Source organism: Terrisporobacter glycolicus ATCC 14880 = DSM 1288 (genome assembly GCF_036812735.1).
Taxonomy (GTDB): Bacteria; Bacillota; Clostridia; order Peptostreptococcales; family Peptostreptococcaceae; genus Terrisporobacter; species Terrisporobacter glycolicus.
In genome coordinates this window covers 2,440,339-2,464,647 of record NZ_CP117523.1, presented here as the reverse complement: position 1 = coordinate 2,464,647, position 24,309 = coordinate 2,440,339, and the positions used below count along the sequence as shown (strand labels likewise).

Annotated in this window: 25 protein-coding genes; 18 read left to right on the top strand and 7 right to left on the bottom strand. The window is 28.0% G+C overall.

What is annotated here, in order from left to right:
* The first annotated feature begins 51 nt into the window (after window positions 1–51).
* Window positions 52–1,416: a cation:dicarboxylate symporter family transporter gene (locus TEGL_RS12155; protein ID WP_018592686.1), complete on the top strand. Its 1,365-nt coding sequence runs from the start codon at window positions 52–54 to the stop codon at window positions 1,414–1,416.
* A gap of 63 nt (window positions 1,417–1,479) precedes the next feature.
* Here the strand turns inward: TEGL_RS12155 and TEGL_RS12150 are convergent, their stop codons facing one another.
* Window positions 1,480–2,298 (bottom strand): hypothetical protein, encoded by an 819-nt coding sequence (locus TEGL_RS12150; protein WP_018592687.1) that lies wholly within the window; start codon window positions 2,296–2,298, stop codon window positions 1,480–1,482.
* Window positions 2,299–2,540: 242 nt separating this feature from the next.
* On the opposite strand from TEGL_RS12150, the gene TEGL_RS12145 reads away from it, so the two are divergent.
* From TEGL_RS12145 to TEGL_RS12115, 7 genes are all read left to right on the top strand, one after another.
* Entirely contained in the window at window positions 2,541–2,753 is a 213-nt protein-coding gene (locus TEGL_RS12145) for a DUF3955 domain-containing protein (protein WP_018592688.1), read from the top strand.
* A 16-nt stretch (window positions 2,754–2,769) separates the two neighbouring features.
* Window positions 2,770–3,255, top strand: a complete 486-nt coding sequence (locus TEGL_RS12140) for a DUF2975 domain-containing protein (protein ID WP_018592689.1) — start codon at window positions 2,770–2,772, stop codon at window positions 3,253–3,255.
* Window positions 3,256–3,267: 12 nt separating this feature from the next.
* Window positions 3,268–3,492 (top strand): helix-turn-helix domain-containing protein, encoded by a 225-nt coding sequence (locus TEGL_RS12135; RefSeq protein ID WP_018592690.1) that lies wholly within the window; start codon window positions 3,268–3,270, stop codon window positions 3,490–3,492.
* A gap of 6 nt (window positions 3,493–3,498) precedes the next feature.
* Entirely contained in the window at window positions 3,499–3,672 is a 174-nt protein-coding gene (locus tag TEGL_RS12130) for a hypothetical protein (protein WP_018592691.1), read from the top strand.
* A gap of 97 nt (window positions 3,673–3,769) precedes the next feature.
* Window positions 3,770–4,276: a hypothetical protein gene (locus tag TEGL_RS12125; RefSeq protein ID WP_018592692.1), complete on the top strand. Its 507-nt coding sequence runs from the start codon at window positions 3,770–3,772 to the stop codon at window positions 4,274–4,276.
* An 89-nt stretch (window positions 4,277–4,365) separates the two neighbouring features.
* Window positions 4,366–4,731 carry a C-GCAxxG-C-C family (seleno)protein gene (locus tag TEGL_RS12120; protein WP_018592693.1) on the top strand — a complete coding sequence of 122 codons (366 nt, stop codon included), beginning with the start codon at window positions 4,366–4,368 and terminating at the stop codon, window positions 4,729–4,731.
* A gap of 20 nt (window positions 4,732–4,751) precedes the next feature.
* Window positions 4,752–5,096 carry a rhodanese-like domain-containing protein gene (locus tag TEGL_RS12115; RefSeq protein WP_018592694.1) on the top strand — a complete coding sequence of 115 codons (345 nt, stop codon included), beginning with the start codon at window positions 4,752–4,754 and terminating at the stop codon, window positions 5,094–5,096.
* A 46-nt stretch (window positions 5,097–5,142) separates the two neighbouring features.
* On the opposite strand, the gene TEGL_RS12110 is transcribed toward TEGL_RS12115, so the two are convergent.
* Entirely contained in the window at window positions 5,143–5,739 is a 597-nt protein-coding gene (locus TEGL_RS12110) for a helix-turn-helix domain-containing protein (RefSeq protein WP_018592695.1), read from the bottom strand.
* A gap of 196 nt (window positions 5,740–5,935) precedes the next feature.
* Here TEGL_RS12110 and TEGL_RS12105 point away from each other — a divergent pair, with 196 nt between their 5' ends.
* Together TEGL_RS12105 and TEGL_RS12100 are read left to right on the top strand one after the other, a co-directional pair.
* Window positions 5,936–6,502, top strand: a complete 567-nt coding sequence (locus TEGL_RS12105; RefSeq protein ID WP_018592696.1) for a hypothetical protein — start codon at window positions 5,936–5,938, stop codon at window positions 6,500–6,502.
* A 70-nt stretch (window positions 6,503–6,572) separates the two neighbouring features.
* On the top strand, window positions 6,573–7,250 hold the full coding sequence (locus TEGL_RS12100) for a TIGR00266 family protein (RefSeq protein WP_018592697.1): 678 nt from the start codon (window positions 6,573–6,575) through the stop codon (window positions 7,248–7,250).
* A 52-nt stretch (window positions 7,251–7,302) separates the two neighbouring features.
* Here TEGL_RS12100 and TEGL_RS12095 read toward each other — a convergent pair whose 3' ends face one another.
* Window positions 7,303–7,854: a TetR/AcrR family transcriptional regulator gene (locus TEGL_RS12095; protein ID WP_018592698.1), complete on the bottom strand. Its 552-nt coding sequence runs from the start codon at window positions 7,852–7,854 to the stop codon at window positions 7,303–7,305.
* A 274-nt stretch (window positions 7,855–8,128) separates the two neighbouring features.
* Here TEGL_RS12095 and TEGL_RS12090 point away from each other — a divergent pair, with 274 nt between their 5' ends.
* The 3 genes from TEGL_RS12090 to rocF all read left to right on the top strand — a co-directional run bounded on the left by TEGL_RS12090 (window position 8,129) and on the right by rocF (window position 13,658).
* Window positions 8,129–8,830: an ABC transporter ATP-binding protein gene (locus TEGL_RS12090; RefSeq protein ID WP_018592699.1), complete on the top strand. Its 702-nt coding sequence runs from the start codon at window positions 8,129–8,131 to the stop codon at window positions 8,828–8,830.
* Window positions 8,831–8,840: 10 nt separating this feature from the next.
* The gene (locus TEGL_RS12085) at window positions 8,841–12,248 is read left to right on the top strand and encodes an FtsX-like permease family protein (protein ID WP_018592700.1); all 3,408 of its coding nucleotides are present in this window, start codon (window positions 8,841–8,843) and stop codon (window positions 12,246–12,248) included.
* Window positions 12,249–12,734: 486 nt separating this feature from the next.
* Window positions 12,735–13,658: an arginase gene (gene rocF / locus TEGL_RS12080; protein WP_018592702.1), complete on the top strand. Its 924-nt coding sequence runs from the start codon at window positions 12,735–12,737 to the stop codon at window positions 13,656–13,658.
* Window positions 13,659–13,742: 84 nt separating this feature from the next.
* Here rocF and TEGL_RS12075 read toward each other — a convergent pair whose 3' ends face one another.
* Window positions 13,743–14,444 (bottom strand): pentapeptide repeat-containing protein, encoded by a 702-nt coding sequence (locus TEGL_RS12075; RefSeq protein ID WP_018592703.1) that lies wholly within the window; start codon window positions 14,442–14,444, stop codon window positions 13,743–13,745.
* A 123-nt stretch (window positions 14,445–14,567) separates the two neighbouring features.
* Here TEGL_RS12075 and TEGL_RS12070 point away from each other — a divergent pair, with 123 nt between their 5' ends.
* The 3 genes from TEGL_RS12070 to TEGL_RS12060 all read left to right on the top strand — a co-directional run bounded on the left by TEGL_RS12070 (window position 14,568) and on the right by TEGL_RS12060 (window position 15,728).
* The gene (locus TEGL_RS12070) at window positions 14,568–14,783 is read left to right on the top strand and encodes a hypothetical protein (RefSeq protein WP_018592704.1); all 216 of its coding nucleotides are present in this window, start codon (window positions 14,568–14,570) and stop codon (window positions 14,781–14,783) included.
* A 91-nt stretch (window positions 14,784–14,874) separates the two neighbouring features.
* Window positions 14,875–15,612 (top strand): hypothetical protein, encoded by a 738-nt coding sequence (locus tag TEGL_RS12065; protein WP_018592705.1) that lies wholly within the window; start codon window positions 14,875–14,877, stop codon window positions 15,610–15,612.
* A complete protein-coding gene (locus tag TEGL_RS12060) occupies window positions 15,603–15,728 on the top strand; it encodes a hypothetical protein (protein WP_018592706.1) in 126 nt (41 codons plus the stop codon). The genes TEGL_RS12065 and TEGL_RS12060 overlap by 10 nt, the downstream gene beginning before the upstream one ends.
* Before the next feature lie 99 nt (window positions 15,729–15,827).
* Here TEGL_RS12060 and TEGL_RS12055 read toward each other — a convergent pair whose 3' ends face one another.
* Together TEGL_RS12055 and TEGL_RS12050 are read right to left on the bottom strand one after the other, a co-directional pair.
* A complete protein-coding gene (locus TEGL_RS12055; protein ID WP_018592707.1) occupies window positions 15,828–17,252 on the bottom strand; it encodes an SH3 domain-containing protein in 1,425 nt (474 codons plus the stop codon).
* Between the two features lie 179 nt (window positions 17,253–17,431).
* Window positions 17,432–17,788, bottom strand: a complete 357-nt coding sequence (locus tag TEGL_RS12050; RefSeq protein ID WP_018592708.1) for a hypothetical protein — start codon at window positions 17,786–17,788, stop codon at window positions 17,432–17,434.
* A 369-nt stretch (window positions 17,789–18,157) separates the two neighbouring features.
* Between TEGL_RS12050 and hcp the strand changes: the two genes are divergently transcribed.
* Together hcp and TEGL_RS12040 are read left to right on the top strand one after the other, a co-directional pair.
* Window positions 18,158–19,831 (top strand): hydroxylamine reductase, encoded by a 1,674-nt coding sequence (hcp, locus tag TEGL_RS12045; protein WP_018592709.1) that lies wholly within the window; start codon window positions 18,158–18,160, stop codon window positions 19,829–19,831.
* A gap of 319 nt (window positions 19,832–20,150) precedes the next feature.
* Complete coding sequence (locus tag TEGL_RS12040; protein WP_018592710.1) at window positions 20,151–22,805, top strand: cation-translocating P-type ATPase; 2,655 nt, start codon at window positions 20,151–20,153, stop codon at window positions 22,803–22,805.
* A gap of 136 nt (window positions 22,806–22,941) precedes the next feature.
* Here the strand turns inward: TEGL_RS12040 and hydF are convergent, their stop codons facing one another.
* Window positions 22,942–24,171: a [FeFe] hydrogenase H-cluster maturation GTPase HydF gene (gene hydF, locus TEGL_RS12035; protein ID WP_018592711.1), complete on the bottom strand. Its 1,230-nt coding sequence runs from the start codon at window positions 24,169–24,171 to the stop codon at window positions 22,942–22,944.
* Window positions 24,172–24,309: the final 138 nt, after the last annotated feature.

The following is a 24,309-nucleotide window of genomic DNA, read 5'->3' as shown; positions in this document are numbered from 1 at the left end:
AATGATATAATCTAAATTATCATTTTGATAATAAACATTTGGGAGGATAATATGAGTAATACATTTTTATCGCAATTTTTAATGATAACTAATATATACAGTGTATTAATGGTTGTTGTTCTAGTAGGCTTATTCTTTATAATAAATAAAATAAGCAAGAAATTTAAATTTACAAACTTAATGGTAATTTCAATATTTATGGGCTTAGGTCTTGGAATTTTAATTCAAGCATTGGCTCAGTTTCCTAAAGACCCTACATCTATTACATGGATAAATGAAGTAAGTATATGGTATGGATTATTTGGAAACGGATTTATGGATTTATTGAAAATGATAGTAATGCCTTTAGTCTTAGTTTCAATAATTAGAGTTATAATGAATATGAAAGAAGACAACTTAGGAAAACTAACATTTAGATCTGTGGCAATGTTTTTTGCAACAACAGCAATAGCAGCTATTATCGCTGTAATAGTAGCAAATATATTTGATTTAGGTGCTTCTGTACAAGTAGCAAATACTAGTGAAGAACTTAGAGAGATAACATCATTGCCAGACACTATAAGAAATTTACTTCCATCAAATCCAATAAAGGCTATGGCTGATGGAAATACAGTAGCAGTAGTAATTTTTGCAGCTTTTATAGGTCTTGCCATAAGAAGACTTAGAAAAAAATACTTAGAAATAATAAAACCTTTTATAGATATTGTGGAAGCTTTTTATAAAATTATAGTTTCAGTTGCTATCACAGTTATAAAACTTATGCCTTATGCAGTTGTACCATTGATGGCAAGTACCATAGCAAGTAGAGGCGTAAATTCACTTTTAGATGTTGTAGATTTTATCTTAGCATTATATATAAGTGTGGCAATTATGTTTGTTGTTCACTTGGTAATAATTACTCTAAGTGGAATGAACCCAATAACTTATATTAAAAATGCATCAAAAGCATTAATTCTAGCTTTCACATCTCGTTCAAGTTTAGGAACATTACCTGTTACTATAGAAGCTTTAACTGAAAATATGAAAGTAGACTCAGGAACTGCCAGTTTTGTAACTAGCTTAGGTTCAAACATGGGTATGAATGGATGTGCAGGAGTATATCCAGCATTAGTTAGTGTATTGATTGCTAATATGGCTGGAGTAGATATGAACTTTACTTTCTACGTAATGTTAATAATAGTTATAACAATAAGTTCACTAGGTATTGCAGGAATACCAGGAACTGCAACTATGTCTGTATCTGTGGTAATTTCAGGTATGGGAATGGGAGCATATTTTCCGCTGGCTGGAGCAATAATAGCTATAGATCCAATTCTTGATATGGGAAGAACAATGTTAAATGTTAATGGAGCAATGACAACAGCTGTTGCTGTGGACAAGTCATTAAAATCTAAAGAAAAAAAGATTCAAAAGTAGCTTAATTAAATAAAAAATAAAATAGCAACTATTTTAGATAACATAAAATAGTTGCTATTTTTATTATAAAAGGTTGTTTAAAGAGTCTTTTAATGAATAAACAAACTTATCTCTTAAAGTTGGAGAAATATCTAGTAAAGACAAATAAGGATTTAAATCTTCCATTTCTACAAGAAGTAAATTACCATTTTCATCTCTACAAGCATCAATTCTTTGAATTCCATGACTTAAATTATTCCAATTTAATAAAATATTACAAAAATCAAAATCTTTATTTGTAGGTGTATATTCTTCCATTTGCCATCTCTTTCCTTTATCTGGAGTATAAAGAGCATACTGGAATTTTCTATCTATATAATAAAAAGACACTTCGTACTGAAAATCTATGAATGGTTGAATTAAAAAATTGTAATTAGTTGAGTTAATTTTTTTACAAATTTCTTTCTTGCTTAAAAATTCTAAACCTATGGAATCGGCACCATCTATGGGTTTTATTATATAATTATCTACATATGGTAGTTTATGAAAGTCGTTAATATGATTGATAGTTTTAATAACAGGCATATTTTTGTTTGTAAGATCTATCAAATAATTTTTCCCGTTCATATCACCGTGGCCATCAAAAGAATTATAAGTAATTAAATTATTGGTTTTTATTTTATTTCTAAATATTTTATATTCTTCATCAAAATTGGCAGCAGGGCCTGTGTTTCTAAATAAAATTAAATCGAAATCTTCGCTAAAATCATTTATATCTTTTGGATTACAAATAACTAATTTGAAATCTTCTCTAAGTGCAGAGGTAAGGAAAAGATCTTCTTCATAGTAATTTCTACCTTTTGCATTGTAATATAAGTCAGTTACAAATAGTATTTTCTTCATAGCGCCTCCTATTGACAATAAAGTATATTTATAGTGAGAAATTATATAAATTATAGTTAAAAACTTATATTATATCAACCATTAAAGTGTCATCTTATATTTAAGTTTAATGTGTAGTTAGTATTATTGAAATTCTACTTTAGGAAATACAATAAAAATTTATTGAAAAACAATAAATTTTTATTGTATTTTTATAAAAAATATATTAATATAAATATAGAAAATAAAAAAGGAGAAAGAAAATGAGAAAATACAAAATTACATTATTATGTTTACTAATGACGTTATTATGCTTAGTGTCTTATAACTTAATAGGAAGCAAAGTTTTAGAAGATGGTACTTTACAGGAACCATTCTTTTTAATACCAATAGCATATTTATTTTTATTTACATCAATAATAAATGCAGTATTTATTAAGATTAAAGATGTATATAAATTAAAAAAACATAACTAAAAGGAGACAATATAAAATGAAAAATAGTTATTCTAAGATTTTAAATATTATAGTTTCAGCAGGTATAATATTAACATTAATTATGTTGGCAGGTTTACCTTTTATTCTGGGGGCACTTAGTAAAAGTGCATCCATAAATATTGAATCAAAATATGTGACAGTAATGACTGTGGGTATTTACATCTGTGCAGCACCTTATGTAATTGCATTATTTAATTTGAAAAAATTGTGTTCACATATAACAAGTAAAAATCCTTTTTCTCAGAGTATACCAAAGTTAATAAATAATATTGCTTACTGTTCATTTAGTGAGGTTATTCTTTTTAACTTAATCAACATAATTTTTTACTTTGTATTTAACATATATTTTTACGCACTTACTATTTTACCTTGTGTAATAGTTTCATTTTTATCACTTGCTATAGGAGTTTTTGCTCTTGTTTCGTCTAAATTATTTGAAATGACTATAGATATTAAGGATGAAAATGATAGAACTATTTAAGGAGGAAAGCAAATGGCTATAATTGTAAATTTAGATGTAATGATGGCAAAGAGAAAAATGAGTGCTACAGAGCTTTCTAAAAAATTGGGAATTACCATGGCTAATTTATCAATATTGAAGAATAATAAGGCAAGGGCTGTGAGATTTTCCACATTAAATGAAATATGTAAGGCACTTGATTGTCAACCAGGAGATATTTTAGAATATGTACAAGATGACGAGGAGATAAAGGAATAGAAGATAATGGGCAATAAATATTATGGATATGCAAACAAAGAAACTATAGATAATGATTTTGATTGGCAAGAGGAAAAAAATAAAAATATGGAAAACGAAATTAAAGATATATTAGAAAGATTAAAAGAAGAAGATGTGAATATATCAGATAAGTATAATATTGACTTTAATAAAAAATAAAGATGATAATAGCTAATTGTATTTAATTTATATTAATGATGAAAGTAGGATTTATGTCATAGAAGATATTTATTAAATTTAGATTAAGGGGATATATATGAAGAGAAAATTATTTGTCATTTTAGGTTTATTGTTTATGTTTGTAGCATTCTTTTGCTTAAGTTTTTCGAGGAACTATCATCATTTTTTTAGTAAGTCTACAAATTTGTCAAAAGAAAATGTTAATGATATATATTTAGGTGAAAGTATTAATAATGACAATGTAAAATTAAAGTATGGACATATAAATAAACTTAGCCAAGATAATGTTAAGTACAACTACTACTACTTAAATGAAAAAGTGGAAGTGGCAACAGAAAAATATAATGATAAAATTATAAGATTCGTTGTAAATGATAAAGATATATTTAGTAATAAAGGTATAAAAATTGGTGATGATAAAGATAAAATAATAAAATCCTATGGTAAAAATTATTATAAAAGAGTAGAGCAAGGAACTAATATTTTAGGCTATACAGATAAAAAAAACAAAACTTCTCTGGAATTTTGGATGTATGATGATAAAATTATGTTTTTTAGATTAGACTATAATTATATGGAATAATATATTATTTGTGATAAAGTCACAGAAAAAAACTAAAATAGTGATACAATATATGTATAATTAGATTTAACTGAGAAGGAGACATTAAAATGACAAAACCATCAATTTATCATAGTCAAGGATACACTTGTGCTGAAGCGCTAATAAAATCATACAACGAAGAATTTAAAACAGATATACCCGTTGCTTTAGGAAGTGGAATGGGAACTGGTATAACAGTAGGTAGCCTATGTGGAGCAGTCAATGCGGCTGTTTTAGTAGCAGGTTATATAAAAGGTAGAGAAGATAGTTCTACTCCAAATGAAGCTAGAAAATATTCAAAAGAAATAATGAAAAAAGTAAGAGAAGAATATAATACAGAAATTTGTGCTAACTTGAAGAAAAATAAGGTAAGTTGTAGCGAAATAATCGATTTTTCATATAATGCATTAAAAGAAGTTTTAAAAGAAGCATAAAATATGGAGGATGAGATGTTATGGGATTAATTTCAGGATTATTTAGAAAAAGAAGTTATACTACTATAACTGGATCCCAATTACAAAAGATGATGAATAACAACAATATATTAATTTTAGATGTGAGAAGTTCAGGTGAGTATAAAGGTGGACACATTCCAAATGCTAGAAATATATCTGTTGATACACTTTCATCAAAATTACCAACTTTAAACTTATATACAGATAGTGAAATAGTTGCGTATTGTTCTTCTGGAGGAAGAAGTGCAAGAGCTTGTGATATTTTATCTAAAAATGGATTTAATAAAGTTTACAACTTAAGTGGAGGAATATATTTTTATAAGGGTAAACTAACTAAAAATTAAAATATTAAAAGACCATCTAAATTGATGGTCTTTTTAGTATTTGTAATTATTTTCCATTCGTTAACAATCCATGTTGAGTACAATATATATAAAACTTACCTCTTTCAAATTTCCCACTAAGCCTTGGGAATCTTACTGTTGGACTTTGCTCTGGGTATAACTTTATTAATAGTACTCTGTCATAAGTAACATAAGCAGCAAATGATATATAATGCTCTTTAGACATTTCATGGTCAATAGTAATGTAATAGTCATTTTCAATTTCTTCTATATTTATTATATGATTTTCATCTATTATAGTTGGAATAGTAGCTTTTAGTTTCCTACCACAACAAGATATTTCACCTTCACCAGTTGTACTTATTATATTGCCACAGTTAGGGCAAACGTAAAATTTAATTCTTTTCATATTTCCTCCGTCTACATCATTAGGGTTTAAATCTCCTAATAATATTTTTTCTATATTAATATCAAATATTTTTGATAAATCTGTAAGTATTGATACATCAGGACAACCTAAACCTCGTTCCCATTTTGAAACAGTTTTATCACTTATATTTAATAAGTCAGCTATTTGTTTTTGAGTCATGTTTTTTTCTTTTCTAAGTTTTAATATTAGGCTTCCTACTTTTTCACAGTTCATATCTATCACCTCCACATATATAAGAATAAACTCTAAATTTAATATTTTCAATCAACTTTCCGTAGAGTCGCTATTTTATTTAATATATTTAACAAATTTCCATATAAATAAAGGTGAAGTAAAAAAAATTTTGTGTTATAGTTATGAATATAATAAATAGATTATTCATCTAGCAAAATTGTAGGGGGTCTTAATTATGAATAATAAAAAAGTCTTAAATTGGATGTCTAGGGTGATATATATTATTTATTTAGGTTCCATAATTTATTTTGTTTCTACAAATCAAGTAGAAAATATATTATATGCTTTGGCAAGTTTAGCGGGAACGATTATATTAGTTTACTTAAATAAGAAATTTGATAAGCTTTTTGATACTACGTTAATTATAACTTTAGTCATATTTATTTTATTTGCAGGTCTTTTGGGATCTTCTTTTGGATTTTATGCTTCTATAAAAAATTATGATGATTTTTTGCATATATGGTCAGGATTAATTTCTTGCAGTGTTGCATATGTGATGTTTAATTATTTTGGCAATATAGAAGTAAATAGCACCAAAAGAAAAATATTTTTCGTTATATTTATGTTTATGTTTAGCATGGGTGGTGCTAGCCTTTGGGAGCTTATGGAGTTTTCTGTAGATAAGTTTTTAGGAATGAACTGTCAAGCAGGAGGTTTAGTTGATACTATGATGGATACATTTGATTGTTTAATTGGAACTATTATAATGATACCTTATTATGTTAAACAATTGGCTAAATAATAGGATATAAGCATCTAAAAAGAGCAATTAAATTATAAATAAATAGAAATGAAAGTTAGGGGGAATTTAAATGAATTATGTAATTGTAGGAAAAGTAGTACCAAGTGTTGAAGTAAGTTTATCAAAAGGTGAGTCCATGTTCACACAAAGTGGAGGGATGTTTTACCAATCTGAAGGAATAAAGATGGACACAAATACAAAAGGTGGTCTATTAAAAGGTATAGGAAGAATGTTTGCAGGAGAATCAATGTTTATGGCAACATATACTGCAATGCAAGATGCTAAAATAGCTTTTGCTTCAACTGTTCCAGGAAGTATAATACCTATAAATGTAAGTGAAGGTTGCTTTACCATACAAAAAGGAGCTTTTCTTGCTGCTGAGTCTTCAGTAGAACTAAAAACTATTTTTAATAAAAAGATGGGAACAGGGTTTTTTGGTGGTGAAGGATTTATATTACAAGAGCTAAGAGGTAGAGGAACTGCCTTTTTAGAAATAGATGGTGATGCAATAGAAATGAATTTGGCTCCAGGAGAAGTTGTAAAAATAGACACAGGAAATTTAGTAGGATTTGAAGATACTGTTAAATATGAAGTAGAAATGGTTAAAGGTTTAGGTAATGTGTTCTTTGGTGGAGAAGGATTGTTTTTAACTAAGCTTACAGGACCAGGGCAAGTTGTCCTTCAAACAATGAATATGAATGAGTTTGCTCTTAGAGTAGGATCATTTATACCAACAAGCTCAAATTAAAAAAATAATAAATTTTATAATAATTAGGTATATCAAAAAATATACCTAATTATTATGGATGAAAAGCGACAATATTGTTTATTATAGTTACTATTTCTTCTGGAGATTCATTTAAATCATTTTCCAACCATGTTTGAACAACAGAAAAAACTCCCCCAACGTTATATTTTATAAAATAATCTAAAAACACATCGTCAGCCTTTGAAGAACTTATAAGTTTGTCAATTTCAGCTTTTCTTGCCAATAAAAAAATACGATCCATAAGATTATTTTCTATATGATGACAAAATAATATTTTGCATAATTCTTTATTTTCTTTAATAAGTTTAAGAGCATTAAGCAATAAAACATCTTTATAGTCCTCTAGTGGAGTTTCTTCTATATATTCTAATATTTGATTAAAGAATTCATCTTCCATTGATTGTAATAAATCATAAGCATCTTTATAATGAGTATAAAAAGTACCTCGGTTTATGTTAGCATTTTTACATATGTCTGTAACTGTAACCTGGTGAATTTTTTTACTTTTAAGTAAATCAAGTAAACTATCTTTAATTACTTTATGAGTATATAAAATTCTTCTATTTCCTTTAATACCAGCCATATACATAATCCTTTCTTTAAGTAAGGTTGCTACCGGAAATTTAATTGCTCCATATAGGACTTAAAATGGCAGCGAATTTTATAATTACAATTTTATATCACAAGTTATTAAATGAACAAAAAAAGATTAAATGTCTATTTAATAACAATATGATATCATGTGATTATTGTAAGTAGTTTATATATTATTTATACTTATTGTATTATAGCATTAATCAAACATAGTGTCTATTTAATAACAGTGAGCAGGTAAAGTAAATTGATGGGGGGAAGAGATGTCATATATACAAATAATAGATGAGTATAAGCGATACAAAATTGGAGAAAACACCGTTGTTGCTAATAATGGTATTAATTTTTCCATAGAAAAAGGAGAGTTTGTTATTATTTTAGGACCGAGTGGTGCAGGAAAAACAACAGTGCTAAATATTCTCGGTGGAATGGATACTTGTGATGAAGGAAACATAATTATTGATAATGTTGATATATCTAAGTTTAGTAATAAGGAGCTAATAAATTACAGAAGATATGATGTGGGATTTGTATTTCAGTTTTATAACTTAGTTCAAAATTTAACTGCACGAGAAAACGTAGAGTTAGCAACTCAAATTTCAAAGAATGCCTTAGACGTAGATAAAACGTTAGAGATTGTTGGTCTTAGTCATAGAAAAGATAACTTTCCAAGTCAATTATCAGGAGGAGAGCAGCAAAGGGTGTCTATAGCTAGAGCCATAGCAAAAAATCCCAAGTTACTTTTGTGTGATGAACCAACAGGAGCACTTGATTATAAAACAGGGAAACAAATTTTAAAAACTTTACAAGATACATGCAAAGAAATGGGCACAACTGTAATAGTTATAACTCACAACGCAGCACTTGCACCAATCGCCAATAGAGTTATAAATATTAAAGATGCCAAAGTTCAAAATGTACGAATAAATGAACAGCCTGTTTCTGTGGAATCTATTGAATGGTAGAGGATGATAGATGAAAAATAGAGCATATAAAAAATCAATAAAAAGAGAGATTCTATCTTCAAAAGGAAGGTTTATTTCTATAATGGCAATAATTTTCTTAGGTGTTGCTTTTTATGCTGGAATAAAATCTTGTGGGCCAGATTTAAAAGAATCCATAAATGAATATTTTGCAAAACAAAATTTAATGGATAGCAAGATAGTATCTACTATTGGACTTAATGAAAATGATTTAAAGTTACTAGAAAATAATGATAAAATTCTTGATTATTATGCAAGCAATAGTGTGGATGTGAATTTAGCTAATACAAATCATGTGGTTAAATTTATGGAGTATGATGGAAGTAGCGCTGACAAGATGAACACAGCAGTTGTTACAGAAGGAAGACTTCCGCAAAAAAGTGGTGAAATTGCCATAGATATAAATGCATTGAAAATAGATAAAAACCTGAAAATAGGTGATGAATACGTTGTAAAATCAGACAAAGATACAGAAAGTTATTTTAAAAAGAAAACTTTTAAAATTGTTGGATTTGTCCAAAGTCCCATGTACATAGATAATATGTCTAGGGGAACAACTACTGTAGGAAAGGGAAGCGTAGATTATTTTACACTTATAAATAGTTCTGATATATCCATGGATGCTTACAGTGAAATTTATGTGAAATTTAGAAATACAGAAAATATTGGAGCTTATGATGATAATTACAAAGATATAATGGAAGAAAACAATAAGTATCTTGAAAATTTATACTCACATAGATTAAAAGAAAGAATTGAAGAGATTAAATCAGAGGCGCAAAAAGAATTTGATAAAGCATATAAAAAAATAGAAAAAAATGAAAATAAACTTAAAGATGCTCAGAGTGAAATAGACAATGGTAAAAGGCAACTTTTAGATGGTAAAGCAGGATATGATAAAGCCTTAGCAAAGTTTCAACAAGAAATAAAAGATAAGGAAAAATTATTAAAAAATAGTGAATATGAATTAAAAAAAGGTCAAATAGAACTTATAAAGAAAAAGGAAACTTTAGTCAAAGGGGAAAAACAACTTGAAAGTGTTAAGACTCAGTTAGATGAGTCAAAGCAAGTATTTTTGAATCAAGGGATTGACCCTACAAAAGATACAAAAGAATATGAAAATCAAATATCAAGTCTGAATACTTTGATTTCGACATATGATGCACTGTCTAAAGATATAAAAGAAAGTATAAATAATTTAAAAGAAAATAATGAAATTCCAAGTGGAAAAATTCAATATTGGAAAATGATTATATCAAATCCTGATCTAGGATTAACTCAATTAATTGATTTAGTAAATGCATTAGAAAAAGATCCATCAAATATTTCTTTAGCACTTAGCCTTTCACAAAGTATAGAAAGCGCAAGTAAAAGTGCAAGTGAAAATAAAGTAAAGTTGGAAACTTTAGTTAATGGAATAATTCAGTATCAAGCAGGCGTAAAAACATATAAAAAAGAAAAAACTAAAATTACTGAAGGAAAGATATTACTAAATAAAGCTCAAAGAAAACTAGATAAAGGAAAAGAAGATTTAGCAAAGGGTAAGAATTCACTTGAAGAAGGTAAAATTCAAGGTCAAGAAAAACTTAACAAAGCACAAGAAGAGATTCTTAATTCTGAGAAAAAGCTTCTTGATTGGGAAGAAGAAATAAAAGAAAATAAAGAAAAACTAGTAGATGCAAGAGAAGAAATAGACAATCAAAGAGAAAAATTAAAAAAACTTGATGATAGCAAATATTACTTCTTTGATAGAAATGATAATCCAGGCTACTCCACATACAAAGGTTCAATTGACAGCTTAGATAAAATAGCATCAGTATTTCCTGTATTTTTCTTTTTAGTAGCAGCACTAATATGCTTAACCACTATGACAAGAATGGTAGAAGAAAATAGAATAGAAATAGGAACTTTAAAAGCATTAGGTTATAGAGATTTAGAAATAGCTAGAAAATATATAGTGTATGCTTCAATTGCCAGTATTGCAGGAGCTATAGTAGGTATAGTAGCAGGAAGTAGTGTATTACCATTAATAGTTAATATAGCTTATTCATCGAACTTTACTTTACCTAAAGTAATAATAAATTTCTATCCATCATATATAATTCAATCTTTAGTAGCATCACTACTTTGTACAGTTGGAGCATCATTTATTGTTCTAAAAGAAGAATTAAAAGAGAATCCTTCTAACTTAATGAGAACAAAAGCGCCAAAACTAGGGAAAAAAATACTACTAGAGAGAATTAAGCCTGTATGGAGAAGACTTAACTTTAATCAAAAGGTAACTTTTAGGAATCTTTTTAGATATAAACGAAGAATGTTTATGACAGTGTTTGGAATATCTGGATGTATGGCTATGCTTGTGGCAGGTATATCTCTTGAAAAATCTAATTCATCATTATCAGACTTACAATTTGGAAAACTAATAAAATATGATGCAATGGTTGTATTTGATGATAGCAGTACTAAGAAAGAAGATGAAGAGTATGATAAATATTTAAATAATCTACCAAATTATGAAGATGATTTAAATATTTATCAAGAATCAGTTACTTTTAGTAAAGAGAATATGAGCAAACAAAGTGCTATGATGTATGTTCCTCAAAATACAGATAAATTAAATGACTTTATCTTATTAAATGATAGAGTCAGTGGTACTGATTATAAACTAAGTAATGATGGGGCTATTATAAATGAAAAGTTAGCAAAACTTTTAAATGTATATGTGGGAGAATATATAACTTTAACAGATTCAAATAATAATAATCGCAAGATAAAAGTAGAGAATATAATAGAAAATTACACTGGTCATTATATTTATTTATCACCATCATATTACAAAAATATATTTAAAAAAGATGTGTCATACAATGCACAGTTATTAAAATTTAATTCTAAAACCTATGATGAAAATAAATTATCATCAAAACTTATGGACAATAGAAAAGTTGTAAATGTTACTCTTGCCTCTAAAATGAAAAGCATGAGCGAAGCAGCAGATTTAGGATTAGTTATGATAGTAATAATAGTTGCATCAGGAAGTTTAGCATTTGTAGTATTATACAACTTAATAAATATAAACGTATCGGAACGTATTAGAGAAATATCTACAATAAAAGTATTAGGTTTCTATGATAATGAAGTTGATATGTATATATTTAGAGAAAATATAATACTAACAGTACTAGGTATACTTGCAGGTTCTGTTTTAGGTAAACTATTATATGTATTTTTAGTAAGTACAGCAGAAATGGATAATATGATGATGATACCAACGGTAGATATAAGTAGCTATATTATATCAGGAGTCATTACAATGATTTTCGCTTTACTTGTTATGGTGATGATGCATAAAAAATTAAAAAACATAAACATGATTGATGCACTTAAATCGGTGGAATAAAACTAAAAATAAGGTAGGTACTTTAACCTGCCTTATTTTTATGTTATAAACTATTATAAAGGCAAATAAAAAATTAATTTTATATTTGGGAGAATCAATGTTTGTAAGAGGTATATTTAGCAATGTATTTTTATTGTTAGGTGTGGGAATTTTTAGTGCAATTGCTTCCATAAGTATCATTTTTAAAAAAAGACTATAAACTAATAGTATTAGACTTTGTTATATGTCTAGTATGTTTTGTGATTTTCAATATATTAATCAATTTATAAAATGAATGTAGTTATCTATGCTAGCTACATTTCTTTAGGTATATTAGTTGTTTTGGATTAAATAAGTAAGAGTTTAATTAATATTATATAAAACAAATAAACTATATCAGAAATTATATTATATAATATTATTTATAAACAACTAATATGTTGTGTGTTGTTTAAATTTAATAAAGATTTAGATTTACACCAAGGAGTGTCAATAGGGGGAGGTATTATGAAATTAAGTATAATAGGAGTTCCAACTTATTATGGATGTGACAATAATGGAACACAACATTCACCAGAAAAATTAAGAAACGCAAAGGTTATTGACTTAATAAAAGATAACGGTAAAATAGAAGTTGTAGATCTTGGAGATATTGATGTAAAAGAAGTGATAGAATCAGATAAGTTTAAAAATGAAAAAGATATTAAATATTTTGAAAGTATATATGATTTAAATTTAAAATTATCTAAAGCAGTAGATAAAGCAATGGATAATAGTGATTTTACATTAATATTAGGTGGAGATCATGGAATAGGACTTGGAAGTATAACAGGTGCTAGTAAGCATTCAAAAAATTTAGGCGTTGTATGGATTGATGCTCATGGGGATTTTAATACATCAGCAACATCACCAAGTAAGAACTTTCATGGAATGCCTTTAGCTTGTTTATGTGGTCATGGAGATACTAGATTAGTTAATTTATATTATGATGGTGTTAAAATAAATGAAGAAAACGTATTCCACATTGGTGGAAGAGATATAGATAAGGGAGAACAAGACTTATTAGACAATTCTAAAGTAAACCTTTATGATAAAAAAGCAATAGATAAAATAGGGTTGGAAGATGTGGTTAATGATATTATAAAAAAATGTAAAGGACAAAATATTGATGGTCTTCATATAAGTCTAGATATAGATTTTATGGATAAATTTATAGTAGAAGGTACAGGAACAAGAGTTGATGGAGGGTATACTGTAGAAGATACTAAGTATCTTTTGAAACGTCTTATTCAAACAGGAATTGTTAAGTCAATGGACTTTGTTGAATTTAACCCAAGACTAGATGTAAACGATAGTACTTTAAAAATTTGTAAGAATTTATTAGAGTATTTCGGCCAACTTCTCTCGTGTAAAGAATTGGTTAAGTGCTAAAATAAATAAGGCTGTGGCAGGTTTGTTAATACCAATCATCCACAGCTTTTTTATTATAAATTAAAATAGTGAATTTATTTTTATTTAATAGGATTGTGCCTCTTCTCTTGACATCCAAAAATGAATACCAGTAGTTGAATCCATCCAACGATCTTCATTGAAATTTTTCACTTCTACCCATTCACCTTTTCTGTAAATAAAATTTTCATCTACCAAAGACCAGGCTTCCTCATAATTTTCTTTAAAGTCAAAACTCTTTATTGTTAAAACTTTTGCCTTATTACATCTACATGATGGTAGGGTTGCAGAGGATCTTTTTGCATCGGAGGGAATTAGCAGTTGAACCATACAATCATTTATGCACTTTTTATATCCTAAAAATGCTCCAATTTCTGGACATCTAAGGCGAAACCATTTTGTATTTTCATTGGAATGAATTCCGTCTAGTTTGGCATACTCTAGAACAGCACCATATAAATCAGCACCTTCAATGTTACATTTTATCATATCACAATATCTAAAAGAGGCCGTTTTCATATTTGCATTCTTAAAGTTTGCACCATGAAGAGGACAACCATCAAATAATACATTTTCCACAATGCTATTTTGAAAATTTACTTTATCAAGTTTAACATCTTGAAAAGAACTTAATGTAAAGTCTATATTACTTAGATCCCAACCAGTTAAATCCATATGCTTAAAATTATATTCTCTTAGTATTAATTGATCAAAACTGTCTCTATGATCAATTATTTTTTTAAATTCTTTTTGTGTAATAATTTTCATATAATAACACCTCTTTTGGATAAATTTTTCTAAATATATTATATTGTAGCAGAAAATTTTGTTTTTAATGTATAATTTAGTTATAAAAGGAATTAAATAATTGAGAATAAGAAGGTGATTAGGTTGAAATATACAGTAAACGTTAATGAAACACAATCTTATTTAGATATGTATAATAAGCCTTATGAATTCATGTTATGTAGAAATTATGTAAAAACTTTTTCAACAGTATATCCAGAAGCAGTTGAAAAAGTTTTAAAGAAATTAGGTATTAATATAGAATATCCATTAGAAATAATAGATATTTATTGGAATGAAGAAAAAGATAAACGTTGCTAAGAAAGCTATTATTCAGTTACCTTGGATATTATATGACAATCCAAGTGATTAATAAGTTTAAAATAATAACTTAAGAGGAGATAAAAGTTTAATGAGACAAATAAAAGATGTATTTTACATAAATGCTAATGATAATGAAAACTTTTGTATACATTATGGGATGGAATTTAAAGAGTTTATTAAGTATTGTCCAACAAGTATAGAAAATATTTTAGTTACAGATGGAGATTATATTACTAACAATTTTAATTATAATTGGTTTTTAGAAACAGCAAATGGAGAAAATGAAATTTTGGAGCTGTCAAAGGAAGATATTTATGGATTGGGTAATTTTCATTGGATAGATTATAATAATGAAGAGAGTTTAAATAGTTGTACACCTGAAGAAAAGGCAGAGATTTTATATTTATCACATTTTTGCCAACCTTTAAAATCTCCATTTTTTAATAGAATAAACAATAATTTTGTTTACCTTGCTCATGATGATGGATGGTTTTGCAAATTATATTGCAAAGATATGTTAGTACTTAAAGATATAATTGCAAATAAAATTATAGACAGTTTTTCTACAAATAAAAGAAGAAAAATATATCCTATGGATGAAGAAATAAAAAATGAAATTTTTCAATTAATCAATAAAGGGCTTTTGATTGATTTTTCGAACATTTATAAATACGAGAAATCTATTAGTGTAGGCTATTATGTAATTGGCAACTATACGGATATGGATGATATGTACAATAATCTGGAACGCAACAAGCATAAAGCAAAAATAAAGGGGGCTATTGAGCATAAAAATAAAAAATGGAAGGTCTATAATTGGGATTAATAAATAAAAAATATACTAAGGGTGCAATTTTATCTACTTTTGTAAAAGGAATTACAATTTTAGAGTGGATGGACTCAAAAGTGGAATGTTATTATTGTAGTGAGTGCAAAAAATAACAATAGATGTACTTAAACAGCTATAATTTATAATGCATGATTATAAGATTGACAATATAAAAATAGCACTTTATTTTAAAATAAAGTGCTATTTTTATATTATTTAGTCAAAATATCAACGTATTCACCATAAATATATCCGAATGTGTTATTATATTTTATTTTAGACCAACCATTAGAAGTTATAGCAACTATATCAACTTTTTCATCCTTTTTCACTGTGCCAATTTTTTCATAGTTAGTGTTAGGTCCTTTTCTTACATAAACATCAGATAAAATTGAAGCAGTAGCTGAGTATTCTAACTCTTCAATTTCAGTAAGAGTCACATATTGAGAAGAAACATAGGCATAACTATTGTTAAATTTAATTTTATACCAATTATTAGAAGTTTTGGCAACAACACTTACTTTAGCATTTTTCTTTAAAGAGCCAATCTTAGCATAAGTAGTATTAGGTCCTTTTCTTACATTAATATTGTCAGTAATAGTTGCTTCTGCAAAACAAGGAGTCTCGCTTGGATCAGGTTTATTAGTTTTAATAGTTATATATTGAGAAGAAACATATCCATAACCACTATTAAATTTAATTTTATACCAACCATTATCAGCTTTAGCAACAATAGTAACCTTAGAATTTTTCTTTAAAGAACCAACCTTAGAATAAGTAGTATTAGGTCCTTTTCTTACATTAATATTATTATTTGCAGTACCATTAACAGAGTAAGGAGTTTCACTAGAGTCAGGCTTATTATTTGCAATAGTTATAAATTGGGAAGAAACATAAGCATAACCATTATTAAATTTAATTTTATACCAACCATTATCAGTTTTAGCAATAATAGTAACTTTAGAATTTTTCTTTAAAGAACCGACCTTAGCATAAGTAGTATCAGGCCCTTTTCTAGCATTAAGAGTATTATTTACAGTACCATTAGCAGAATAAGGAGTTTCACTTGGCTCAGGTTTGTTAGTTTTAATAGTTATATATTGAGAAGAAACATATCCATAACCACTATTAAATTTAATTTTATACCAGTTGTTAGAAGACTTAGCAACAATAGTAACTTTAGAATTTTTCTTTAAAGAACCAACCTTAGCATAAGTAGTATTAGGTCCTTTTCTTACATTAACATTATTATTTGCAGTCCCATTGGCAGAGTAAAGACTCTCGCTTGACTCAGGCTTATTATTTGTAATAGTTATATATTGAGAAGAAACATATCCGTAACCATTATTAAGTTTAATTTTATACCAATTATTAGAAGTTTTTGCAACTATGTTTACTTTAGCACTTTTCTTTAAAGAACCAACTTTAGCATAAGTAGTGTTAGGACCTTTTCTTACATTAAGATTTGATTTAGCAGCACCTTTTGCTGAATAAACAGTTTCCTTAATTGTGGCTGCATAAGCAGTAGTTATGTAATTACTATTTTTTGTAGAGAAATTTCCCGTAAATATTCCTGACATGCAAACAGTAGATACTAATCCTGTAATCATAACTTTTTTAAACATATTATTTTTCATAATATCACCTCAGATTATTTTTTAATTTACTATTTTAAAACAATTTATATTATAGCCTTATATTCCATTAATTGCCATAAATATTACAAAACTGAAATGTATTATTGATGCATATTTTTAATAAATACATATACATACTTGAAAATCCAGTAAGTTAAACCTACTGGATTTTTTATACCTTATTTAATTTTCTTCTGATTTAAGTGAATTCTCATTATAAAATAAGATATTAAAAAAATATTAATACTAATCAGACAAAGTGAAAATTGTATGTATTTAACATAATATTCAACTATTATAAACATATAAAGGATAAAAGTTGCTATAACAGAAAATAGAGCATCTTTTCCACAAAGGGCACAATATATACCATATATTAAAAATACTATGGGAAATATAATTAATGTATTGTTTACGCCTAAATACCCCGCCTCCATCATATTCATACCTGCTAGCTTATAAAATTTCTCCTGTGTTAAGAACCCCATTATTACAAGAATTGCAAAGGGAGTATATAATCCTATTTTTTTTATCATTGATGACTCCTTTCTTTGTTATAATAGTATATACGTCATAATGTATTGTAAATTAACATGTGTTTTTGTAACAAAATGTTACTAATAGACCTAGAGAAAAACTTGACTTCAAAATGAAATTTAAAGGATAATTAAGTAATAAAAATTATAATATGTTTAATAAATTTTCAAATAAAATAGTTATGCAATATTCATAGTGTAATGTTAATTCGATCTAAAAATTAATGCCATGTTTTGAAATTGTAGATTTATTTGGATTCAAAAACTAATTTCTTGATTATGAAAACCTTCAAATTATCAAATTAGTAACTATATATTTACAAATTTAGTAAAGACTATAGTATGAATAAAACTTTTGGAGGTAAGAGAATGGAAAATAATATGTCAATGGAGTATCCTATGTTTTGTTATCAATGTGAACAAACAGCAGGAGGCAAAGGATGTACAAAGCTAGGGGTATGTGGTAAAACACCAGAAGTTGCAAATCTTCAGGATTTACTTATTTACCAAATAAAAGGTATAAGTTGTTATGCAAAAGAAATAGTTGAAAAAGGAGAAAATGTAGATAAGGATATAGTAAGCTTTATTGAAAATTCTTTATTTACAACTTTAACAAATGTAAACTTTGATGCTGAAGTTCATGTAAAAATGTTAAAAGAATCTCAAAAAATAAAAGAAGCATTAAGAAAAAAAGTAGGCAAAATTAAAAATAATACAGAGCACGCTACATATAACTTAAGTGAAACTAAAGCAGAAATGCTTAAGGACTCAAAAAAAGCAGGGATAATGTATGATGGTGAATTGGATCCTGATATTCGTTCTTTAAGACAAACTATAGTATATGGATTAAAAGGAATATCGGCTTATGGGCATCAGGCAAGAGAGCTAGGATACTTTGATGATCAAGTTGATAATTTTTATGTAAGAGCACTAGAAGCTACAACTGACGATAGTCTAAGTGTAGAGGATTTAATAAGATGGACTATGAGAACTGGTGAAATGAGTGTGGCTGTTATGAAAAAGCTTGATGAAGCAAATACAAAGACTTATAAAAATCCAGAACCTAATAAAGTGAATGTTAATGTAAAAAAAGGTCCATTTATAGTAGTATCAGGACATGATTTATGGGATTTACAAATGTTGTTAGAACAAACTGAAGGTAAAGGTATTAACATATACACTCATGGTGAAATGATTCCATGTCACGGATATCCAGAACTTAAAAAATATGATCATCTTGTTGGAAACTTTGGTGGAGCTTGGCAGGATCAACAAAAAGAATTCGATAATCTTCCAGGTTGTGTACTTATGACTACGAATTGTTTAATGAAACCAAGAGAGTCTTACAAAGATAGAATATTTACAACAAGTGTTGTTGGATGGGATGGAGTTCAGTATATAGGAGTAGGAAATGACGGGAAAAAAGATTTTAGTCCAATTATAGAAAAAGCATTGGAACTTGGTGGGTATGAAGAAGACCAAGAGCCACATGAAATTTTAGTTGGATTTGGACACCATGCTACACTATCTCATGCAGAAACAATTGTTAATGCAGTGAAGGATGGAAAGATAAGACATTTTTTCTTAATAGGTGGATGCGATGGTGCAAGACCAGGCAGAAATTATTATACTGAATTTGCACAAAAAGTTCCTCATGACTGTGTAATATTAACTTTAGCTTGTGGAAAATACAGATTTAATAAATTAGAATTTGGTGAGGTTGCAGGACTACCAAGACTTCTAGATGTGGGGCAGTGTAATGATGCGTATTCAGCAGTTAGGATAGCAACAGCTCTAGCAGATGCTTTTGAAACTGATGTAAACGGATTACCATTATCGCTAATTATATCTTGGTATGAGCAAAAAGCAGTAGCAGATTTACTTGCATTGTTGTCCCTGGGAATAAAGGGGATATACTTAGGACCAACTCTTCCAGCATTTTTAAGCCCTAATGTACTTCAATATTTGGTTGATACTTTTGATTTGAGAACAATAAGTACACCAGATGATGATTTAAAATCTTGCTTAAAACAAGAAGTATAAAATTAAGTAGATAATGCAATAAGTAAAGTAAAAAATAATTAACAAATAAAAACTTGCATAAGAATTAATTTATGTTTATAATAATTAACAAATAAGAAATTCCCATGAAGGGGAGTAGCTTTCACATTATTGTGATAATCAGTCGTCAAAACGGATTAAAATCCCGGTTGATTAGCGAGTTTAAACTTGTTAGCAAGACCTTCAGAGTAGTTCTATCTACTTTGTTGGTCTTTTTTTATTGCAAATTATCACTTTAACAAAATTTAGTAGTATTTATATTAATTCAAAAATGAATTTTATAATAATGGGAGGAAATGGTATGTTTTATAAGGAAACAAGCGAAAAAACAATTGGACATTTTAAGAGTAGTCTAGATGGATTGTCTCAAATGGAAGTTATGAAAAGGCTGAAACAAAACGGACCAAATGAATTAAGAGAAAAAGCAAAGGTACCAACTTGGAAGTTATTTTTGGATAGTTTTAAAGATCCACTAGTAGTGATACTTTTAATAGCAGCCTTCGTTCAGGTATTTTTAGGAGAAGTAGTAGAGTCTGTAATTATATTTGCCGTACTTATCTTAAATTCTATTTTAGGGGTAGTTCAAACTAAAAAAGCGGAAGGATCTTTAGACAGTTTAAAACAATTATCTGTACCAAATGCAAAAGTAATTAGAGATGGGATTAAAATTACAGTTCCGTCGAAAGATTTAGTTGAAGGAGATATTGTTGTTTTGGAAGCTGGAGATTATGTACCAGCAGATGGAAGAATAATAGAAGCTCAGACTTTTAAAGTAGTAGAAGGAATGTTAACGGGAGAAAGTGAGCCAGTACTAAAACATGAAGACAAAATAGATGAAGAGTGTGCTTTAGGTGATCAGAAGAACATGGTATTTAGTGGTTCCATGGTAGTGTATGGCCGAGCTACTTATGTAGTTACAGCCTGTGGAATGAAAAGTGAAATAGGAAAGATAGCAGACTTATTAGATAACGCAGAAAACAAAGAAACACCGCTACAAAAGAAACTTGATGAATTTGGTAAAAAGCTTGGTGTGGGTATAGTTATATTAGCAGGGTTAATTTTCTTAGTTCAAGTTATTAGAGGAGCAAATATAGCAGATTCATTCATGTTTGCTATTGCTATAGCAGTTGCAGCCATACCAGAAGCATTGTCTTCAATAGTAACGATTGTATTAGCAAAAGGAACAAATACAATGGCTAAAAAACAAGCAGTTATAAGAAAGTTACCAGCTGTTGAAACTTTAGGTTCAACAAGTGTAATATGTACGGATAAAACTGGAACACTTACACAAAACAAAATGACTGTCGTTGATTTTTATATGTATGGTGATAAAGAAAAAGTTTTAGCTACTAATATAAATGAAGAAATAGCATTATCTAGAAATGATGATATAGCATCAACTAGTGAAGCTAATGAGAGTGAAATAGCATTAACTCTAGCATCAACTTTATGTAATGACTCAGATATAACAGAAGATGGTGTGGAAATAGGAGACCCAACAGAGGTTGCTCTTATAAATCATGCAGAGAAAAACAACATAAACTATAAAATATTAAGAGAAAAATGCAATAGATTAAATGAGCTACCTTTTGATAGTGATAGAAAATTAATGTCTACTATAAACAAAGTAGATAGTAAGATATACATGTTTACAAAAGGTGCTCCAGATGTGATTTTTAGCAGATGCAAATATGCATTAGATGGTGGAGATGTAGTAGCAATTAATGATGAAATTATAAATGAATTCAAAAAAGCAAACGAAGATTTTTCAAATAAAGCATTAAGAGTTTTAGCATTTGCTACAAAAGAAATTAAAGATGAAAACTTTGTACCAACTTTAGAAGATGAAGATGAACTTACTTTGATAGGTTTAATGGCAATGATTGACCCACCTAGAAAAGAAGTTTATGAAGCAGTAAAAGAAGCTAAAGAGTCAGGCATAAAAACAGTAATGATAACTGGGGATCATAAAACTACTGCAGCAGCCATAGGTAGAGACATAGGAATAATGGAAGAAGATGATCTAGCTCTTACAGGTAAGGAGTTAGATGATTTAACTGATGAAGAACTAGATGAAAAACTAGAACATATTTCAGTTTACGCTAGAGTTTCTCCTGAAAATAAAATAAGGATCGTTAAAGCTTGGCAGAAAAAAAATAAAATAACTGCCATGACGGGAGATGGTGTTAACGATGCCCCAGCACTTAAGCAAGCAGACATAGGTATAGGCATGGGAAGTGGAACAGAAGTCGCAAAAGATGCGTCTGCCATGGTACTTTTAGATGACAATTTTGCTACAATAGTAAATGCCATCGAGGTAGGTAGAACAGTTTACAATAATATTAAAAAATCAATAACTTATTTATTCTCAGGAAACTTAGGTGGTATAATTGCCATATTATTTGCAGTTATTGCAGATTGGTCAAATCCATTTACTACAATACAACTATTATTTATTAACTTAGTAACGGATTCTTTGCCAGCTATAGCATTAGGATTTGAACCACCAGAAAAAGGGATAATGAAAAATCCTCCAAGACATCCAGACGAAAGTATATTAGCTGGAGGAACTTTAAAGTCAGTAGCATTTAGAGGTAGTGTAATAGGTATGGTGACAATATTAGCACAATATATAGGAATGCAAACTTCACCAGAACTTGGAACAGCAATGGCTTTTGCAACACTTACATTATCTAGAATAGTTCAAACATTCGCTGCAAGATCAAATACTGAAACAATATTTAGTTTAGGACTTAGCAGTAATAAATATGCTTTAGGTGCAGTTGGCGTTTGTTTAGTAATGTTTTCATTAACATTATTACCTTTTATGAGAGAGATTTTCTCAATGCCAATATCATTTGAATTAAATAGTCTAGGAATTTCATTTGGGCTTGCTGTATTTGCAAGTTTAATTATGGAACTTAGTAAAAAAATTATTAACAAACAATTAAATTAATGATTTTGTAATATAAATAAAGGAGTATTTCAGTATAAAACTGAAGTGCTCCTTTATAATATGCTAAAATATATTATTTGTGAAATTAGATTATTATTTCTATAAATAACTAATTTTAGTCATGATGTATTACTCCTTATATTTCTTCTAACAGGTAAGAAATATAAGGGAACGGTTCCACTGTTCTTTTTAATATACCTTGTATATAGGATATTAATATTCCGTAATTAGTTATTGGTATATTTTGATCTTTGGCACATTTTACTCTATATTTCATTTCTCTTTCATTTAAAGTACATCCACCACAATGTATAATCATTTTATATTTAGATAAATCATAAGGAAACTCTGTTCCACTAGTAAATTCAAAGTTAAGATGCTTATTAGTGTATTGTATTACCCATTTAGGAATTTTTACTTTACCTATATCATTACATTGACGGTGATGAGTACATCCCTCAGAAATTAAAATAGTGTCATTATCTTTTAAAGATTCTAAAGCTCTAACGCCTTTTATTGTTTCTTCTAAATCACCTTTGTATCTGGCAAATAAAATAGAAAATGAAGTTAATAAAATATCATTTGGAGTCTCAACAGAAACTTTTGCAAATACTTGGCTATCTGTTATAACTAATTTTGGCTTTTTACCTAAATTTTGTAGAGTCTCTTTAAGTTCACATTCTTTAACTACAATGGCAATAGCATTGGCTTCTAATATATCTCTAATAGTTTGCTGTTGAGGTAAAATAAGTCTTCCCTTAGGAGCTGCTTTATCAATAGGTACAACTAATACCACGAAGTCAGAAGGATCAAGTAAATCAGCAACAATTTTAAATTTTGGTTCATCTGTAGTAACTTGTTTAGCTATCATTTCTTTTAATTCATGTATGTTTTCATTAGTAGTAGAACTTACCCAAATAGTATTAGATAAATTATAGGTACTTTCGTTTATATGTAAAAAATCCTCTTTTACTAGATCCAATTTATTCATAACTATGATATAAGGAATGTTTTTTTCTTTAAATCTAGCAATTAAGGCTTCATCTTCTGTTGTAGTACCTAAAGTTCCATCGACCACTAGAATACCTATATCAGTTTTATTTAATACTTGATAACTTTTTTGCACACGCATTTTACCTAATTTTCCAACATCATCAAGACCAGGAGTATCTATAATTATTACAGGTCCTAAAGGTAGTAACTCCATAGCTTTTGATACTGGATCTGTAGTAGTACCTTTAATATCAGATACTATAGCTAGACTTTGATTTGTTATTGCATTTATTACGCTGGATTTTCCTGCATTACGCTTTCCAAATATGCCTATGTGAACACGTTCAGCAGAAGGTGTACTATTTAATCCCATTATTATTGCCTCCCAATTTTTATATATAATAAATTATATCACAGTAAAAATTTTAATTATAAAAAATAATGAAAATATAAGATATATAAGCTTTAATAAAGGCTAAAAAAATAAAACTGGTGATTTTATAGTCACCAG

What these genes read in the sequence shown, in the direction of transcription:
- TEGL_RS12120 (WP_018592693.1), top strand. Translation starts at nt 4,366, where the DNA reads ATGACAAAACCATCAATTTATCATAGTCAAGGATACACTTGTGCTGAA.
- TEGL_RS12125 (WP_018592692.1), top strand. Translation starts at nt 3,770, where the DNA reads ATGAAGAGAAAATTATTTGTCATTTTAGGTTTATTGTTTATGTTTGTA.
- TEGL_RS12105 (WP_018592696.1), top strand. Translation starts at nt 5,936, where the DNA reads ATGAATAATAAAAAAGTCTTAAATTGGATGTCTAGGGTGATATATATT.
- TEGL_RS12150 (WP_018592687.1), bottom strand. Translation starts at nt 2,298, where the DNA reads ATGAAGAAAATACTATTTGTAACTGACTTATATTACAATGCAAAAGGT.
- TEGL_RS12055 (WP_018592707.1), bottom strand. Translation starts at nt 17,252, where the DNA reads ATGAAAAATAATATGTTTAAAAAAGTTATGATTACAGGATTAGTATCT.
- hydF (WP_018592711.1), bottom strand. Translation starts at nt 24,171, where the DNA reads ATGGGATTAAATAGTACACCTTCTGCTGAACGTGTTCACATAGGCATA.
- TEGL_RS12090 (WP_018592699.1), top strand. Translation starts at nt 8,129, where the DNA reads ATGTCATATATACAAATAATAGATGAGTATAAGCGATACAAAATTGGA.
- TEGL_RS12145 (WP_018592688.1), top strand. Translation starts at nt 2,541, where the DNA reads ATGAGAAAATACAAAATTACATTATTATGTTTACTAATGACGTTATTA.
- TEGL_RS12110 (WP_018592695.1), bottom strand. Translation starts at nt 5,739, where the DNA reads ATGAACTGTGAAAAAGTAGGAAGCCTAATATTAAAACTTAGAAAAGAA.
- TEGL_RS12095 (WP_018592698.1), bottom strand. Translation starts at nt 7,854, where the DNA reads ATGGCTGGTATTAAAGGAAATAGAAGAATTTTATATACTCATAAAGTA.
- TEGL_RS12115 (WP_018592694.1), top strand. Translation starts at nt 4,752, where the DNA reads ATGGGATTAATTTCAGGATTATTTAGAAAAAGAAGTTATACTACTATA.
- hcp (WP_018592709.1), top strand. Translation starts at nt 18,158, where the DNA reads ATGGAAAATAATATGTCAATGGAGTATCCTATGTTTTGTTATCAATGT.
- TEGL_RS12135 (WP_018592690.1), top strand. Translation starts at nt 3,268, where the DNA reads ATGGCTATAATTGTAAATTTAGATGTAATGATGGCAAAGAGAAAAATG.
- TEGL_RS12050 (WP_018592708.1), bottom strand. Translation starts at nt 17,788, where the DNA reads ATGATAAAAAAAATAGGATTATATACTCCCTTTGCAATTCTTGTAATA.
- TEGL_RS12085 (WP_018592700.1), top strand. Translation starts at nt 8,841, where the DNA reads ATGAAAAATAGAGCATATAAAAAATCAATAAAAAGAGAGATTCTATCT.
- TEGL_RS12155 (WP_018592686.1), top strand. Translation starts at nt 52, where the DNA reads ATGAGTAATACATTTTTATCGCAATTTTTAATGATAACTAATATATAC.
- TEGL_RS12130 (WP_018592691.1), top strand. Translation starts at nt 3,499, where the DNA reads ATGGGCAATAAATATTATGGATATGCAAACAAAGAAACTATAGATAAT.
- rocF (WP_018592702.1), top strand. Translation starts at nt 12,735, where the DNA reads ATGAAATTAAGTATAATAGGAGTTCCAACTTATTATGGATGTGACAAT.
- TEGL_RS12065 (WP_018592705.1), top strand. Translation starts at nt 14,875, where the DNA reads ATGAGACAAATAAAAGATGTATTTTACATAAATGCTAATGATAATGAA.
- TEGL_RS12140 (WP_018592689.1), top strand. Translation starts at nt 2,770, where the DNA reads ATGAAAAATAGTTATTCTAAGATTTTAAATATTATAGTTTCAGCAGGT.
- TEGL_RS12075 (WP_018592703.1), bottom strand. Translation starts at nt 14,444, where the DNA reads ATGAAAATTATTACACAAAAAGAATTTAAAAAAATAATTGATCATAGA.
- TEGL_RS12040 (WP_018592710.1), top strand. Translation starts at nt 20,151, where the DNA reads ATGTTTTATAAGGAAACAAGCGAAAAAACAATTGGACATTTTAAGAGT.
- TEGL_RS12100 (WP_018592697.1), top strand. Translation starts at nt 6,573, where the DNA reads ATGAATTATGTAATTGTAGGAAAAGTAGTACCAAGTGTTGAAGTAAGT.